The sequence below is a fragment of the Terrabacter sp. RAF57 genome, assembly GCF_052113925.1.
In the GTDB taxonomy this organism is placed as follows: Bacteria; Actinomycetota; Actinomycetes; order Actinomycetales; family Dermatophilaceae; genus Terrabacter.
The window spans coordinates 46,622-61,482 of the sequence record NZ_JBFRDT010000015.1; the positions used below are offsets into that span (position 1 = coordinate 46,622).

Below are 14,861 nucleotides of genomic sequence, written 5' to 3' on the forward strand. Positions count from 1 at the left end.
GACGGCGGCGCCGTCGGGGTGCCGCCCCGACCGAGGGAGGTGGGGTCGTGCACGCACGCTCCACGACGGTCCTGGGCCGTCCCGGCATGATCGAGAGCGGCATCGCACACGTGCAGGACGTGGTGATGCCGCAGGTCAGGGCGATGGACGGCTGCGTCGGCCTGTCCATGGTCGCCGACCGCATCAGCGGCCAGTGCATCGTCACGACGGCCTGGCGTGACGATGCCGCGATGCGCGCCACCGCCGACACCGTCGTCCCGCTCCGACGGCAGGCGGCCGACCTGCTCGGCGGTGAGGCCACCGTCGAGGAGTGGGAGATCGCCTACCTCCACCGTGACCACCGCGTGGCCGACGGCTGCGCCGCCCGGGTGACGTGGACCGACGGCGACCCGGCCATGGTCGACCGGATGCTCGACGCCTTCCGGATGGGCATCATGCCGCGGGTCGAGCAGCTCGAGGGCTTCTGCAGCGCCAGCCTCTTCGTCGACCGGGCCGCGGGACGGACGTGCGTCACCGCGACGTACGACTCACCGCAGGCGATGATGGCGACCCGCAACGCGGCGATGGGCCTGCGGGCCGACCTCGTGCAGGAGACCGGCATGAGGATCACCCAGATCGGCGAGTTCTCCCTCGCCATCGCGCACCTCGACGTGCCCGAACTCGTCTGACGCCGGTCGTCCGGGCGCTAGTGGACGGCGGCGAGGAGCACCCCGACGCCGACGAAGAGCCCGCCGAAGACGCGGTTGAGCGTGCGCTGGCCCGACTCGCGCTGGGTCAGCCGCCCCAGCCCGCGTGCCGCCGCGGCGAAGAAGAACCACATGACGATGACGTCGATGGCGATCACCGTCGCGGCGAGCACGGCGTACTGCGGCAGCAGGGGCTGCTCCGGCCGGATGAACTGCGGCGTGAACGCGAGGAAGAAGACGACGGCCTTCGGGTTGGTGAGGTTGACGAGCAGACCGCGGCGGAACATCGACCACGCCGGCTCCCGCTGCACCTCACCCACCCGTGCCGCCGCGGCGCGCGACCGGAACTGGCGGATCCCGAGGTAGACGAGGTAGGCGGCGCCGGCATACCGGATGAGGTTGAAGAGCACCGGTGAGCCCGCGACGAGGACGCCGACGCCGGCGGCCACGACGGCGATGTGGGCGAGCAGCGCGACCTGCTGGCCGAGGATGCCCCAGATCGAGCGGGTCCAGCCGGACCCGAGCGAGTTGGCCATCGTGTTGACGGCGCCGGCCCCGGGGGTGAAGGAGATGAGCGCGCCCGTCGCGACGAGCGTCAGCCAGAGTGACCACGACACGTCACGGAGTGTAGGTCGGCCCCCGTCCGTGGCGCCGGTCGTCCCACGGACGGCGTGACCTCGGCCACGGGTGTCGGGGACCGCCACCGACGGCGTACGCGTGGGGCCGCGTCAGCGGGGCACCGCTCGGTGTCGCTGCACGTCACAGGGGGTGCACAGGCTCGGGTGCGGATTCGGTCCTGAGCACGACGTTTGAGAGACTGTCGCCCATGGGTGAGAGCACGAGCGGGGTGGCGCCGGGCGCCGACGACCTCACGGTCGTGCACCTCATGCGACACGGTGAGGTCCACAACCCCGACGGCGTGCTCTACGGGCGCCTCGACGGCTTCCACCTCTCCGATCTCGGCCGGGAGATGGCGTGTCTCGTCGCGGCCCACCTCCGAGCCAACGACATCACCCACGTCGTCGCCTCACCGCTCGAACGCGCCCAGGAGACCGCGGCCCCCATCGCGGCCGACCACGACGTCGAGATCGCCACCGACGCACGCGTCATCGAGTCCGAGAACCAGTTCGAGGGCCGGTCGGTCAGCCCCAAGGACCTGCTTCACCCGCGCAACTGGCACCTCTTCCGCGACATCACGAAGCCCTCCTGGGGCGAGCCCTACGAGGACATCGCGACCCGCATGCTCGCGGCCGTCGCCGACGCGCGCGACGCCGCCCGCGGACACGAGGCCGTCGTCGTGAGCCACCAGCTGCCGGTCTGGACCGTGCGCAACAAGCTCGAGGGACGGCGCCTCTGGCACGACCCGCGCAAGCGCGAGTGCACGCTCGCCTCGCTGACGTCGCTGACCTACCGGGGCGACGAGCTCGCCTCGATCACGTACTCCGAGCCGGCCGCCGAGCTGCTCGCGAGGGCGAGCAAGAGCGTGGGCGCCTGATGGACCACCTCGACCGACGCACCGCACTGCGGTGGGGCGCCGTGGCCATGGCCGGGGGCCTCGTGACGTTCGCGGCCGCCTGCTCGTCCGACCCGAACTCCGTTGCGGACCAAGCCCGCTCGGGTGACCGCAAGGGCTACGTCGCCGGCGACGGCTCCATCGAGCAGCTGCCCGCCACCGACCGCGGCGAGCCGGTGAAGCTCGACGGCACGACCCTCGAGGGCAAGCCGTGGAGCAGCGCCGAGCGCGCCGGCACGGTCCTCGTCGTCAACGTCTGGGGCTCGTGGTGCCCACCCTGCATCGAGGAGACGCCCGCGCTGCAGAAGGCCTGGGAGACCGTGCAGTCGAAGGGCAAGAAGGTCGAGTTCATCGGCCTCGACAAGCTCGAGGGCCCCGAGACCGGGCTCGCCTTCCAGACCGCCAACAAGGTGACCTACCCGTCGCTGGCCTACGACGGCGGCGTCCCGATCCTCTCCCTCCAGGGCAAGGCCTCCGCCACCCCGACGACGCTCGTGCTCGACCACCAGGCCCGCATCGCGGCGCGTGTCTCCGGTCCTGTCTCGACGACGACCCTGCTCGGCCTCATCGACGACGTCCTCGCCGAGAAGGCCTGAGGTCCTCGTGGGTACCGAGCTCGCCTCCGGGTCACTCCTCGCCGCGGGGCTCGTCGCCCTCGTGGCCGGGTTCGTCTCGTTCGCCTCACCGTGCGTGCTGCCTCTCGTGCCCGGCTTCCTCGGCTACGTCACCGGTCTGTCCGACGTGTCGCTCGAGAAGCGGTCGCGCGGGCGGCTCGTCGTCGGGGCGCTGCTCTTCGTCCTCGGCTTCACGGTCGTCTTCCTCATCGCGGCCGCTGCCGTTTCTGCCGTCGGCCTCGCCTTCCGCGAGCACCAGAGCGCGCTGCTGCGCGTCGGCGGTGCCGTGGTCCTGCTCATGGGTCTGCTCTTCCTCGGGCTCGGCCGCTCGTATGCCGCCCCGGTGAGCTGGCGACCGCGTGCCGGACTCGCGGGAGCACCGTTGCTCGGCGCCGCCTTCGCCATCGGCTGGTCGCCGTGCATGGGCCCGACGCTCGGGGCCATCCAGGCCATGGCTGCTCCGATCTCGGCCGAGTCCGGCTCGATCGGACGCGGCCTCGCGCTCGCCGCCGTCTACTCGATCGGGCTGGGTCTGCCGTTCGTGCTCATGGCGGCGCTGTGGGAGCGCGCCGGCACGGCGAGCGACTGGCTGCGTCGGCACCGCCGCGCCCTCCAGAACGTCGGCGGCCTGCTCCTCGTCGCCGTGGGCCTGCTCATGCTGACCGGGGTCTGGGAGGACGTCATCGTCTGGCTCCAGGTGCGGCTCGTCAACGGCTTCCGGGTGGCGATCTGACATGAGCACCGACACCGACCCCGCCACCGGCGAGGCCACCGCCACGGCCGACACGTCCGTCGACGCGGCCGCAACCCGGAAGGCCACGGCCGGCGCGACGCCCAGCGACGGCATACGCACGGGGATGCGTCCCGACCGCCAGGAGCGGACGCTTCCCACCCTCGGCGCGATCGGGATGCTCCGCTGGGGCTGGCGCCAGCTGACGAGCATGCGCACGGCGCTCTTCCTGCTCCTGCTGCTCTCCATCGCCGCAGTCCCGGGCTCGATCTTCCCGCAACGCAACATCGACGCCGGCCGGGTCGCCGACTACATCGCCCAGAACCCGACGAGCTCGCCGTGGCTCGACAAGCTCGGCTTCTTCGACGTCTACGCGTCGCCGTGGTTCTCGGCGATCTACCTGCTGCTCTTCGTCTCCCTCGTCGGCTGCATCGTGCCGCGCACGAAGGTGCACCTGTCGGCCCTGCGCTCGCGGCCGCCGCGCGCCCCCGCCCGGCTCAAGCGTCTCGACGAGCACGCCGAGATCACGACGACCCTCTCGCCCGACGAGGCGCTTTCGGCTGCGCGGGCCGTGTTGAAGCGCAAGCGGTTCCGGCTGCACTCGCACGACGCGACGAGCGTCTCCGCCGAGTCCGGCTACCTCCGCGAGACCGGCAACCTGCTCTTCCACCTGGCCCTGACCGGCATCATCATCGGCATGGCGGTCGGCCACCTGCTCGGCTGGCGCGGCGACATCATCCTCGCCGAGGGCGACAAGTTCGCGTCGTCCGCGGGCACCTACAACACCATCTCGCCCGGCCCGTGGGTCGACACCGAGACGCTGCCGCCCTTCGTGCTCTCGCTTGACAAGCTCCACGTCGAGTTCAACGAGACGCCCGGCCGCTCGTTCGGCACGCCGCGCCTCTTCGACGCGCAGACGACGCTGCAGAGCTCGCCCGGCGCCCCGAAGAGCAGCGAGAACGTCTCGGTCAACCACCCGATCACCGTCGACGGCGCCGACATCTTCCTGCTCGGCAACGGCTACACGCCCGTCATCACGGTCAAGGACGCCAAGGGCTCCGTGCTCTACCGCGAGGCGACGCCGTTCCTGCCGCAGGACGGCAACTACCGCTCGGTCGGCGTCATCAAGGTGCCGTCGGCCTCGCCGAAGCAGCTCGGCTTCACCGGCTTCTTCCTGCCGACCGCCGAGCCGAGCTTCACCAACGGGCCGGTGTCGATCTTCCCCGACACCAACAACCCCGAGGTGGCGCTCTCGGTCTGGGAGGGCAACCTCTTCCCGGGTGGCGCGCCGCAGTCGGTCTACACGCTCAACACCGACGAGATGAAGCAGGTCACCAAGGCCGACGGCTCGCCCGCGCTGATCCGCCTCAAGCCCGGCCAGACCTACCAGCTCCCGGGCGACCGCGGCTCGATCACCTTCGACAGCGTCAAGCGCTTCGCCGGCCTGTCCGTGCGCACCGACCCCGGCGCCCCGATCAGCCTCGTCTGCGCGATCCTCGCGACGCTCGGCCTGATCCTCGGGCTCACGATCAAGCGCCGCCGCGTCTTCGTCCGCGTGCGGCCGGCCCCCGCCACCACGGGCGACGGCCCCGACGGCGGCACGCTCGACAGCCCTGCCGGCGCCGACGGGCGACCGGCTACCGTGGTCACCATCGGTGGCCTCTCGAAGGACTCCGACCCCGGGCTCGCCGCGATCGTCTCCGCGATCACGACCGGCGTGCACGACCGCCTTGCAGAACGGACCGACCGCTCGTGAACCTCGCAGCCAACGCCAACGCCGCGCTCTACGCGTCGATGATCGTCTACACGCTCGCCATGCTCGCCTTCACCTGGCACCTGGCCGCGCGAGCACCGAAGGTGGCCGACTCGAAGGCCGTCGCCGAGGTCGCCGCCAACGAGCGCGAGGGCGTCCTCGTCGGTGCCGGCGCCCCGACCCCGGCCGAGCGACGTCCGGCAACGCCGTACGCTGCCGGGCCGGGATTCGAGGAGAGCCTCAAGAGCCGCCAGCGCGGCAGCATCGCCTTGATGCTCACCTACCTCGCGTCGGCGCTGCTCGTCGCGTCGGTGCTCATGCGCGGCCTCGCCGTGGGCCGCCCGCCGTGGGGCAACATGTTCGAGTTCGCGACGGCCGCCACGGCGGCGGTCGGTGCCGCCTACAGCGTGCTCGCCAAGCGCAACAACTGGCAGTGGCTCGGCGTCTTCATCGTCACGCCCATCCTCCTCGTCCTCGGTCTCGCCCTGACGGTGCTCTACACCGAGGCCGGCGAGCTCATGCCGGCCCTCAAGTCCTACTGGCTCGGCATCCACGTCTCCGTGGCCTTCCTCGCCGTCGCCTTCTTCACGCTGGCCTTCGCGGTCGGCCTGCTCTACCTCGTGCGCCTGCGCCGTGAGGAGAAGCCGCCGGCCAAGCCGAACTTCATCGAGTCGCTGCCGTCGTCCGCCTCGCTCGAGCGGACGGCATACAGCCTCAACATGGTGGCCTTCATCCTCTGGACGTTCACGCTCATCGCGGGAGCCATCTGGGCCAAGCAGGCCTGGGGCGCCTACTGGCAGTGGGACCCCAAGGAGGTCTGGACCTTCGTCATCTGGACGGTCTACGCCGCCTACATGCACGGCCGCGCGACGGCCGGCGTCGACCACCGCAAGTCGATGTACATCGCGCTCGCGGGCTACGTCGCCGTCATCATCAACTTCACGCTGGTCAACCTCGTCTCGACCTTCGTGGGCATGCACAACTACTCGGGCATGTGACGGTGATCTGACATGGTCCGTTACTCCTTGCTCCGCATCCTCATCTTCTTCGGGTTCCTCTTCCTCTTCTGGCTCATCGGCCTGCGCAACAACCCCGTGCTCCTGCTCGGTGCCTCGGCGATCGCCTCGGCGGCCGCGTCCTACATCCTGCTGCGCGGCATGCGCGACGAGATCACGGCCAAGCTCGTCGAACGCCACGAGGCCAAGCTCGAGGCGAAGCACGCGGTCGACCCGACGAGCGACGAGTTCGCCGAGGACCTCGAGGACGAGCGCCCGCTCCGCGACGCCGACACCACGGGTGCCGCGGCCACCGAGGACCCCCGCAACGCCGACCGCTGAGCGCCGACATCCACTCGAGTGAGCGCCCAACCACAGTCGAGTGAGTACGCCGTCACACCCGTCCCACGATCGTGTGACGGAGCGCTCACTCGAGTGTGAAGGAGCGCTCACTCGAGTGGGTCAGGTGGGGAGGCCGAGCCGGGTGGCGATGCGGGTGGCCGTGGCCGTGGCGTCGTCCCCGACGCCGAAGAGCAGGGACGAGCGGCGCCGGCGCAGGAAGTGGACGCCGACGAAGTGCAGGTCGGGGGCCACGACGCTCTCGCCGTCGACGTGCACGGGGAACCCCTGCTCGTCGACGAGCCCGGGGACGTCGACCCACTCGGTGTAGCGCGAGCGGAAGCCCGTGGCCACGACGACCGCTCCGAAGCCCCGCAGGTCGAGCTCGGTGGGCGCCGACGTGTCGAGAGGGCCCGGCTCCGGGATCTCGGGTGCCGGCATCCCGCGCTCCCGGCACCCGGCGACGATGGTGTCGCGCACGAACCCGAACCCGGCGTCGCCGGCGGCGATGACCTCGGGCAGGTCGGGCGCGAAGCGCGCCGTGTGGCCGTCGATGTCGACGAGGTGTCCCACGAGGCGCACGCCGAGCGCGGCGAGCGTCCGGTAGTGCAGGTCGTGACCGCCGCCGGCGCCGCTCGCCTGGACGTTGGCGCCGTGCCGCGCCGCAGGGCTCGGTAGCTGGTCGGGCGTCTGCTCGTAGAAGCTCGAGTCCATCAGCCACTCGAAGAGGTCGCGGCCGCCGACCCGCCGCAGGAACCACGGCGCCCTGCCGCACGCCATGACGACGTCCCGCCCCGACAGCGCGAGCTCCTCGGCGATCTGGCACGCGCTCTGTCCGCTGCCCACGACGAGCACCGCGCCGTCGGGCAGCGCGCCCGGGTTCCGGTAGCCGAGCACGTCGATGCACGGCACGTCCGGAGCGAGACGGGCGACCGCTGCCGGTCGGAGCGGCTGCTGGTAGGCGCCTGTCGCCACGACGACGATGCGGCTGCGGATCGTGTCGTCGTCGGTGCGCAGCTCGAACGCGCCGTCGCGTCTCCAGAGCCCGTGCACGGGGACCCCCTCGCGCACCCGACCGAGCCGGCCGGCATACGCCTGCAGGTGCCCGGCCACCTCCGTGCGGGTCATGAAGCCGCCGGGGTCGTCGCCGGCATAGGCGGCGCCCGGCAGTCGGACGGTGTGGTTGGGTCCGACGAGGGTGAAGCTGTCCCACCGGCCGAGCCACGACGACCCGGGCACGCTCGCCTCGAGGACGACGTGCTCGACGCCGCGCTGGTCGAGCTCGTGGCTCGTCGCGAGGCCCGCCTGCCCGGCCCCGATGACGACGACGTCGATCTCCTCGGACACGCGTCCACCGTGGCACCGGGACGTGGCTCCCGTCAGCCGAATGCCGAGGTATGCCGTCGCGCCCGGTCGCGAGGGATCACCTCGACCCGCTGCGGCTCAGCGGCTCGGCGGTTCACCGGGTCAGACGCGGCCGAGCGCCAGGCCGACGGCGAGCAGCAGCGACCAGGCGAGCTGGAACTGCCCCGTGCCGGCCAGGGCCGGGATGAGGCCGGGCCCCGTGGCGCGCCCGACGACGGCCTGCATCGGCCGCACGACGAGCGGCGCCGCGAGGAGCGCGAGCAGGGCCCACGGCGAGGTGAGCGAGGCGAGGCCCGTCATGACGAAGGCGACGGCGATCAGCGCGACGTAGAAGGCCCGGGTCCCTGACTCGCCCATCCGCACGGCGAGCGTGCGCTTGCCGTGCTCGCGGTCGGTGGGGATGTCGCGCAGGTTGTTGGCGACGAGGATCGCCGAGGCGAGCGACCCGACGCCGATGGCGCCCCACCAGCCGGCGGCGGTCGGCGGGGTCATCGTCGCCATGGTGCCGAGGGTCGCGACGAGCCCGAAGAAGACGAAGACGAAGACCTCGCCGAGGCCGAGATAGCCGTAGGGCCGCGTGCCGCCGGTGTAGTACCAGGCCGCGACGATCGCGGCCGCGCCGATCGGGATCATGATCCACAGCTCCGACAGCCCGACGAGCGCGAGTCCCATGAGCGCGGCGAAGAAGAAGCACGCGAAGGCCGCGATCTTGACCGAGCGGGGTGCGGCGAGCCGCTGGCCCACGAGCCGCACCGGCCCGACGCGCACCTCGTCGGTGCCGCGGATGCCGTCGGAGTAGTCGTTGGCGAAGTTGACCCCGACCTGCAGGGCCAGGGCGACGACGAGGGCGAGGACGGCATACGCCCAGACGACGTGACCGGTCTGGTAGGCGGCGCCGGTGCCGACGAGGATGGGCGAGACGGCGGCGGGCAGCGTGCGGGGGCGAGCGCCCTCGATCCACTGGGACAGGGTGGCCATGGAGTTCCGGGGGGTCCTTCTACAGCTTGCGGAGGAAGTCGGGGTCGTCGTCGGGGCCCATCGGGCCTCGGGGCCCGGGTGGCCGGCGGCCGGGCCCGCGCGACGCGGGACCGGGGCCGCCCCGGGCGTCGCTGCGCCCGGCGACGAGCCAGAACACCGGGCCGAGCACCGGCACGAGCACCGCGAGCAGCCAGACGGTCTTGGGCATGATCCGCACGAGCCGACGATCGGTCTGGAGGCAGTCGACCAGCGCGTAGATCGTGGCGAAGACGACGAGGGCGATCAGCACGACGCGCAGCACGGCGACCTCCTTCGGCGACGGGTGGGACACCCCCATCTTGCCACCGCTCAGGCGAGGCCCTGCACGGCGCGTCGGATGGCGGCCCGATCGGGTTTGCCGGGGCCCCGCTGGGGGATCTCGGCGAGCACGAGGACCCGTCGCGGCAGGGCCGCGTCCGGGAGGATGCCGCGCAGTCTCTCGCGGACGGCGCGAGTCGTCAGGTGGCCGGTCGGGTCGACGAGCGTCACTGCGGCACAGACGGCCTCGCCCCACTCGGGGTCGGGAAGGCCGAGCACGACGACGTCGAGGACGTCGTCGAGGTGCCGGGTCATGGCGTCCTCGACGACACCGGGGTTGATCTTGAGGCCGCCCGTGTTGATGACGTCGTCGGCGCGCCCGTCGATGACGAGCAGCCCGTCGTCGTCGAAGTGGCCGAGGTCGTCGGTGCGGAACCACCGGACGCCGTCGGGGTCGACGGCGAAGGCGTCACGGCTGAGGCGTGCCTCGCCGAGGTAGCCGTGTGCGACGGTGTCGCCGCCGAGCACGACGTGCCGGTCGTTGTCGACGTGGACCCTGCTGACGGGCAGCGGGATGCCGTCGTAGACGCAGCCGCCGGCGGTCTCGCTCATGCCGTACGTGAGGCTCAGCGCGACGCCGAGCGAGCGACAGCGCTCGACGAGGGCCGGCGGCGTGGCCGCGCCGCCGACGAGCACCCCGTCGAAGGTGCGCAGGGCGTCGAGTCCGACGGGGTCGTCGACGAGACGGGTCAGCTGCGTCGGCACGAGCGCGGTGTAGCGGCGGGGTGCCGCGCTCGTGGGCCGCACCAGGGCCGCGGCCTCCGCGAAGCCCGCGACCGAGAAGCCGTCGCGCAGGTCGAGCACCTCCGGTGTGACACCCGAGGCGAGCGACCGGAGCAGGACCTGGAGTCCCGCGACGTGGTGGGCCGGCATGGCGAGAAGCCACGCGCCGCTGCCGCCGAGCACCTGGTGGGTGGCCCACGCCGACCGCTCGAGGGCGTCCGCCGTCAGCAGCGCGCGCTTGGGCCGGCCGGTCGAGCCCGACGTGCCGATCGCGACCGCGAGACCGTCGGGGAGCTCGGCCGGGTCGTGGGACGGCACGGTCGGCGGCGGGGTGTCGGCGGCATACGGCAGCACGGGGGAGCGGCCGGTCAGGGCCGCGTCGAGGGCGGGCAGCACGTCGAGGACGGCGGGTCCGGCGGGGACCGCCAGCGGGCGGGGGGACGGCGCGGCCATCAGGCACGTCTCGCTCTCGGGGGTGCGGTGGGGGCGGCGCGCCGGCGCTGGCGCGCGGCCATGGCGACGGTCCAGACGAGCGCGACCGCGCAGACGGGGAAGCCGACGTAGGGGTTGAGCGGGAGCACGATGCCGAGGGTGCCGCCGACGACCCACAGCACCTGGAGCATCGTCTCGGACCAGGCGAAGACCGACGTGCGGACGTTCTCGGGGACCTCGCGCTGCACGAGCGCGTCGAAGCCCAGCTTGGACAGCTGCGCCGACATGCCCTGGACGAAGCCGAGCACGACGAGCGTCCACACGCCGTACCAGATGCCCGTCGCGACGCAGCAGACCGTCGCGGCGAGGACCGACACCATGGCGATGCGCTCGGGCCGCTGGTCGCGCACGACGTTGCCGACGACGCTGCCCATGCCGTTGCCGACGCCGATGGCGACCGCGATGAACGCGAGGACGAGCTCGCCGCGGATGCCGTCGATGGGGTGCTCCTTGGCGAGGAAGGCCATGAAGAGGATGAGGAAGCCGGTGAGCACCCGGGTGCCACCCGTCGACCACATCGCGTGCATCACCGGCCAGGGGATCGCCTGCTTGCGCCGGCGGAAGCGGCCCAGCGGCCCGAGCGAGTCGACGGTGAGCGCGTCGCCGTCCGAGGACGTATGCCGCCGGGCCGGGTCGTCGCCCCAGCCGCGCCGGGTGCCGCGGAGCGAGCCGGCCCCCGGCGCGCTCGGGTCGTCGTGGGCGCCGCGCACCGGGATCGGTGTCGTGTCCTCAATGGAGACCTCGCCGAGCGAGCTGTCGACACGCGCCGGGAGGCGGATCGCCTGGACGGTGGCAACCACGAAGACGACGAAGCCGACGCGGAGGGCCCAGGACGGTCCGGCGAGCATCGCCACCCCGCCCAGGGCGCCCCCGATGACCGCACCGACGACTCCGGCCATCGAGACCCGGGAGTTGGCCTTGACGAGGGTCGTGCCCGGCGGCAGGAGCCGCGGGACGGCTGCCGCGCGCGTGATGGTGTAGGCCCGCGAGGCGACGAGGCACCCGAGCGCAGCCGGGAAGAGCCAGCCGCTGTCGTGGGTGATGGCCTCGGCGAGCACCCAGCAGAGGAAGGCCCGGACGGCGAGCGTCGTGCCGATGGCCCAGCGCCGGCCGTGCGAGAAGCGGTCGAGGAGCGGCCCGATGAGCGGCGCGACGAGGACGAAGGGCACCATCGTCAGCAGCAGGAACGTCGCGACGTCGCCACGGGCCTGGGCTGTCTGCGGGTTGAAGAAGAGGGTGCCGGCGAGGGCCAGCGTCATGATCGTGTCGCCCGCGGTGTGGCTCGCGTGCAGCTCGGTCATCCGGGCCAGACCGCTCTCGCCGGCCCCGCCGGAGTGGGTGTACGCATGCGCCTTGGCGGCAGCGAAGCGACCCGAGCGTGCGGTCAGGCGAGCGGTGCCGGTGGCGGCCCGTCCGAGCCCGCGCCCGACGGCGCGCGTCGCGTTGGCCGCGGTCGTGCGCGGTGGCTGGCGGAAGTCCGCGGGCCGGCCGCCCTCGGGCACGTCCGGGGTCTCGGGTGCGGGAGGGGGAGCGGCCGATCCGTCGGTCCCGTGCGGGGCGCCTGCTGCGGCGCGACCACGTGGCGCGGAACCGGGCGCACGACGGCCAGGGCTGGCGCGGCGGTCGTCGCTCGGTTCCACTCCAACATCCTGCCCTGTCCCGCTGGCCGGTGGGCGACCGACACCGGCTTCGCCGCGGCAGGGCCGTCCGTCCTCCGGAATGCCGGCGTCCACGCCGCCGCTGCGCCCTTCCGCGTGGTTACCCTCAGGTCGTGACGACCGTGCCGGACGAGGGACTGGCGGGGACCGGGGCCGGGGCCCGACGGCGCCCTCGCGCGCGGTTCACCGTCGTGCTCGGGGTCCTCTGGCTCGTCGTGCCGCTCGTGCTCTTCCTGCTCGACCACACCGTCCTGCTGGCCGGCAACCCGGCTCAGGTCATCGCGCTCGCGGCGAGCGGTCTCATCGGCGTCGTGCTCCTCGTGCGGGACCGCTCGGAGCCGGACCCGCGACGTCGGACCGCACGACCGGTGCTCCGTGTCGTCGGCCGGGTGGCCGGGGTCCTGGTCACGGTCGTCGTGCTCGGGGCGCTCGTCTGGCTGCGGCCCTTCGGGGCGACCCCCGAGGCCGTGGCCGCGATGTCCGGCAGCGCCGACGTCCGCGTCATGGACGCGCCGGCCCACATCGTCATCGCGCCGACGAGCGGCACGCCGACCCGCGGCCTGATCTTCCAGCCGGGCGCCCGCGTCGATCCGCGCGCCTACGTGCCGATGCTGTCGGAGGTGAGCCGGCAGGGGGTCATCGTCTTCATCGTCAAGCAGCCGTTCGGCATCGGCTTCCTTGCCACGACGGCGCCCCACGCCTTCATCGACCGTCATCCCGAGGTGACGTCGTGGACGATCGCCGGGCACAGCCTCGGCGGCGTCGTCGCCGCCGGGTTCGCCCACGACCACCCCGGCGTCGTCAAGGGACTCGTGCTCTGGGCGTCCTACCCGGTCGACTCCATGGCCGAGCGCACCGACCTCGCCGTCGCCTCGGTGAGCGGCACCCGCGACGGCTTCACGACGCCCGCCGACATCGCGGCCAGCCGGCCGCTCCTGCCCGGCGACACGGCATACACCGCCGTCACGGGGGCCGTGCACTCCTACTTCGGTGACTACGGCGACCAGCCCGGGGACGGCACCCCGACGGTCAGCCGGGCCGAGGCGCAGCGCCAGATCGTGGCCGCCACCGTCGCCCTGGTCGACGGGCTCTGAGCGTCAGAAGTACCAGGGGAAGGGCGACCAGTCGGGCTCGCGCTTCTCGAGGAACTGGTCGCGGCCCTCGACGGCCTCGTCGGTCATGTAGGCCAGACGGGTCGCCTCGCCGGCGAAGACCTGCTGGCCCATGAGCCCGTCGTCGGTGAGGTTGAAGGCGAACTTGAGCATCCGCTGCGCCTGCGGGCTCTTGCCCATGATCTCCGTCGCGACCTGCAGGGCCTCGCGCTCGAGGTCGGCGTGGTCGGCGACGATGTTGACGGCGCCCATCCGCTGCATGTCCTCGGCGGAGTAGGTGCGCCCGAGGAAGAAGATCTCGCGGGCGAACTTCTGGCCGACCATCTTGGCGAGGTAGGCGCTGCCGTAGCCGGCGTCGAACGAGCCGACGTCGGCGTCGGTCTGCTTGAAGCGGGCCTGCTCGCGGCTCGCGATCGTCAGGTCGCACACGACGTGGAGGGAGTGCCCGCCGCCGGCCGCCCAGCCGTTCACGACGGCGATGACGACCTTGGGCATGGTGCGGATGAGCCGCTGCACCTCGAGGATGTGGAGGCGCCCTCCCTGGGCCTTCGTGCGGGCCGCGTCGACGGTGTCGGCCGTCTCGCCCTCGGCGTACTGGTAGCCGGAGCGCCCGCGGATGCGCTGGTCGCCGCCCGAGCAGAAGGCCCACTTGCCGTCCTTGGGGCTCGGGCCGTTGCCGGTGAGCAGGACGACGCCGACGTCGGGCGTCCTGCGGGCGTGGTCGAGCGCGCGGTAGAGCTCGTCGACGGTGTGCGGGCGGAAGGCGTTGAGCACCTCGGGACGGTCGAAGGCGATGCGGACGACCCCCGACTCCGCGTGGGGGCGTCCGGCCACGGGCCGGCGCCGGTGGTAGGTGATGTCGGTCAGGTCGAAGCCCTCGACGGGTGCCCACTCGCTCGGGTCGAAGGTCTCGGACACGGCGCTCTGGCCCGGCTCGCTGCTCACGGACCGACCCTATCGGCGGGGTTAGGGTCGGCCGTATGCCGATCCCTCCCTACGTCTCCCACCTGCGCACCATGGTCGGCACGGAGCTGCTCTGGATGCCCGGGGTCACGGCGGTCGTGCTCCGCCCGGGCGTTGACGGCGCCGACGAGGTGCTGCTCGTCAAGCGGTCGGACAACGGCGCGTGGACACCGGTCACCGGCATCGTCGACCCGGGCGAGGACCCGCACGTCACCGCCGTCCGGGAGGTCGAGGAGGAGGCGTGCGTCGTCGCCGAGGTCGAGCGGCTCGTCTGGGTCTCGGCGAGCGGCGTCGTGACGCACGTCAACGGCGACCTCGGGCAGTACCTCGACCACACCTTCCGGTGCCGCTGGGTCTCGGGCGAGCCCCGACCGGGTGACGACGAGTCGACCGACGCGCGGTTCTTCCCCCTCGATGCCCTGCCGCAGATGCGCCAGGTCTTCCGCGACCGCATCGCCGTGGCCGTCGACGACCCGCGCGACGTCGTCCTCGGCCCCCTCTCCCACTCGAGTGAGCGCCCCGCCCCAGTCGAGTGAGCGCCCCGTCCCAGCCGGCGGAGGTGACATCTGTCAGGGGGAGGCGC

General features: G+C 72.6%; 16 protein-coding genes. 9 read left to right on the top strand and 7 right to left on the bottom strand.

All coding sequences use genetic code 11. The features are described from left to right. The first annotated feature begins 47 nt into the window (after window positions 1-47). Window positions 48-668, top strand: a complete 621-nt coding sequence (locus tag AB4Y83_RS16690; protein WP_056773470.1) for a hypothetical protein — start codon at window positions 48-50, stop codon at window positions 666-668. A gap of 17 nt (window positions 669-685) precedes the next feature. Here AB4Y83_RS16690 and AB4Y83_RS16695 read toward each other — a convergent pair whose 3' ends face one another. Then, entirely contained in the window at window positions 686-1,303 is a 618-nt protein-coding gene (locus tag AB4Y83_RS16695; protein WP_056773467.1) for a LysE family transporter, read from the bottom strand. Window positions 1,304-1,512: 209 nt separating this feature from the next. Here AB4Y83_RS16695 and AB4Y83_RS16700 point away from each other — a divergent pair, with 209 nt between their 5' ends. Genes AB4Y83_RS16700 through AB4Y83_RS16725 form a run of 6 tightly spaced genes read left to right on the top strand, consistent with a single transcriptional unit; the run spans window position 1,513 to window position 6,633 of the window. After that, a complete protein-coding gene (locus AB4Y83_RS16700; protein WP_442276187.1) occupies window positions 1,513-2,181 on the top strand; it encodes a histidine phosphatase family protein in 669 nt (222 codons plus the stop codon). Then, window positions 2,181-2,795, top strand: coding sequence for a TlpA family protein disulfide reductase (locus tag AB4Y83_RS16705; RefSeq protein ID WP_056826401.1), 615 nt, complete (start codon window positions 2,181-2,183; stop codon window positions 2,793-2,795). Before AB4Y83_RS16700 ends, AB4Y83_RS16705 begins: the two co-directional genes overlap by 1 nt. 7 nt (window positions 2,796-2,802) lie before the next feature. After that, entirely contained in the window at window positions 2,803-3,546 is a 744-nt protein-coding gene (locus tag AB4Y83_RS16710) for a cytochrome c biogenesis CcdA family protein (protein ID WP_056773456.1), read from the top strand. A gap of 1 nt (window position 3,547) precedes the next feature. Further along, window positions 3,548-5,299 carry a cytochrome c biogenesis protein ResB gene (gene resB / locus AB4Y83_RS16715; protein WP_442297560.1) on the top strand — a complete coding sequence of 584 codons (1,752 nt, stop codon included), beginning with the start codon at window positions 3,548-3,550 and terminating at the stop codon, window positions 5,297-5,299. After that, complete coding sequence (ccsB, locus tag AB4Y83_RS16720) at window positions 5,296-6,294, top strand: c-type cytochrome biogenesis protein CcsB (RefSeq protein ID WP_442297561.1); 999 nt, start codon at window positions 5,296-5,298, stop codon at window positions 6,292-6,294. The genes resB and ccsB overlap by 4 nt, the downstream gene beginning before the upstream one ends. Window positions 6,295-6,306: 12 nt before the next feature. After that, entirely contained in the window at window positions 6,307-6,633 is a 327-nt protein-coding gene (locus AB4Y83_RS16725) for a DUF4229 domain-containing protein (protein WP_056773450.1), read from the top strand. Between the two features lie 120 nt (window positions 6,634-6,753). Here the strand turns inward: AB4Y83_RS16725 and AB4Y83_RS16730 are convergent, their stop codons facing one another. From AB4Y83_RS16730 to AB4Y83_RS16750, 5 genes are all read right to left on the bottom strand, one after another. Then, entirely contained in the window at window positions 6,754-7,977 is a 1,224-nt protein-coding gene (locus AB4Y83_RS16730; RefSeq protein WP_442297562.1) for a flavin-containing monooxygenase, read from the bottom strand. 120 nt (window positions 7,978-8,097) lie between these two features. Beyond that, entirely contained in the window at window positions 8,098-8,973 is an 876-nt protein-coding gene (locus AB4Y83_RS16735) for a 1,4-dihydroxy-2-naphthoate polyprenyltransferase (RefSeq protein WP_056826396.1), read from the bottom strand. Between the two features lie 19 nt (window positions 8,974-8,992). Continuing rightward, a complete protein-coding gene (locus AB4Y83_RS16740) occupies window positions 8,993-9,310 on the bottom strand; it encodes a PLD nuclease N-terminal domain-containing protein (protein WP_020145031.1) in 318 nt (105 codons plus the stop codon). Window positions 9,311-9,321: 11 nt separating this feature from the next. Then, on the bottom strand, window positions 9,322-10,506 hold the full coding sequence (menE, locus tag AB4Y83_RS16745; protein WP_442297563.1) for an o-succinylbenzoate--CoA ligase: 1,185 nt from the start codon (window positions 10,504-10,506) through the stop codon (window positions 9,322-9,324). Next, the gene (locus tag AB4Y83_RS16750; protein WP_442276193.1) at window positions 10,506-12,047 is read right to left on the bottom strand and encodes an MFS transporter; all 1,542 of its coding nucleotides are present in this window, start codon (window positions 12,045-12,047) and stop codon (window positions 10,506-10,508) included. The genes menE and AB4Y83_RS16750 overlap by 1 nt, the downstream gene beginning before the upstream one ends. A gap of 269 nt (window positions 12,048-12,316) precedes the next feature. Between AB4Y83_RS16750 and AB4Y83_RS16755 the strand changes: the two genes are divergently transcribed. Beyond that, window positions 12,317-13,297 (top strand): alpha/beta hydrolase, encoded by a 981-nt coding sequence (locus tag AB4Y83_RS16755; protein WP_442276194.1) that lies wholly within the window; start codon window positions 12,317-12,319, stop codon window positions 13,295-13,297. 3 nt (window positions 13,298-13,300) lie between these two features. Here the strand turns inward: AB4Y83_RS16755 and AB4Y83_RS16760 are convergent, their stop codons facing one another. Then, entirely contained in the window at window positions 13,301-14,260 is a 960-nt protein-coding gene (locus AB4Y83_RS16760) for a 1,4-dihydroxy-2-naphthoyl-CoA synthase (RefSeq protein ID WP_442297564.1), read from the bottom strand. Window positions 14,261-14,295: 35 nt separating this feature from the next. Between AB4Y83_RS16760 and AB4Y83_RS16765 the strand changes: the two genes are divergently transcribed. Beyond that, complete coding sequence (locus AB4Y83_RS16765; protein WP_442276196.1) at window positions 14,296-14,814, top strand: NUDIX hydrolase; 519 nt, start codon at window positions 14,296-14,298, stop codon at window positions 14,812-14,814. Window positions 14,815-14,861: the final 47 nt, after the last annotated feature.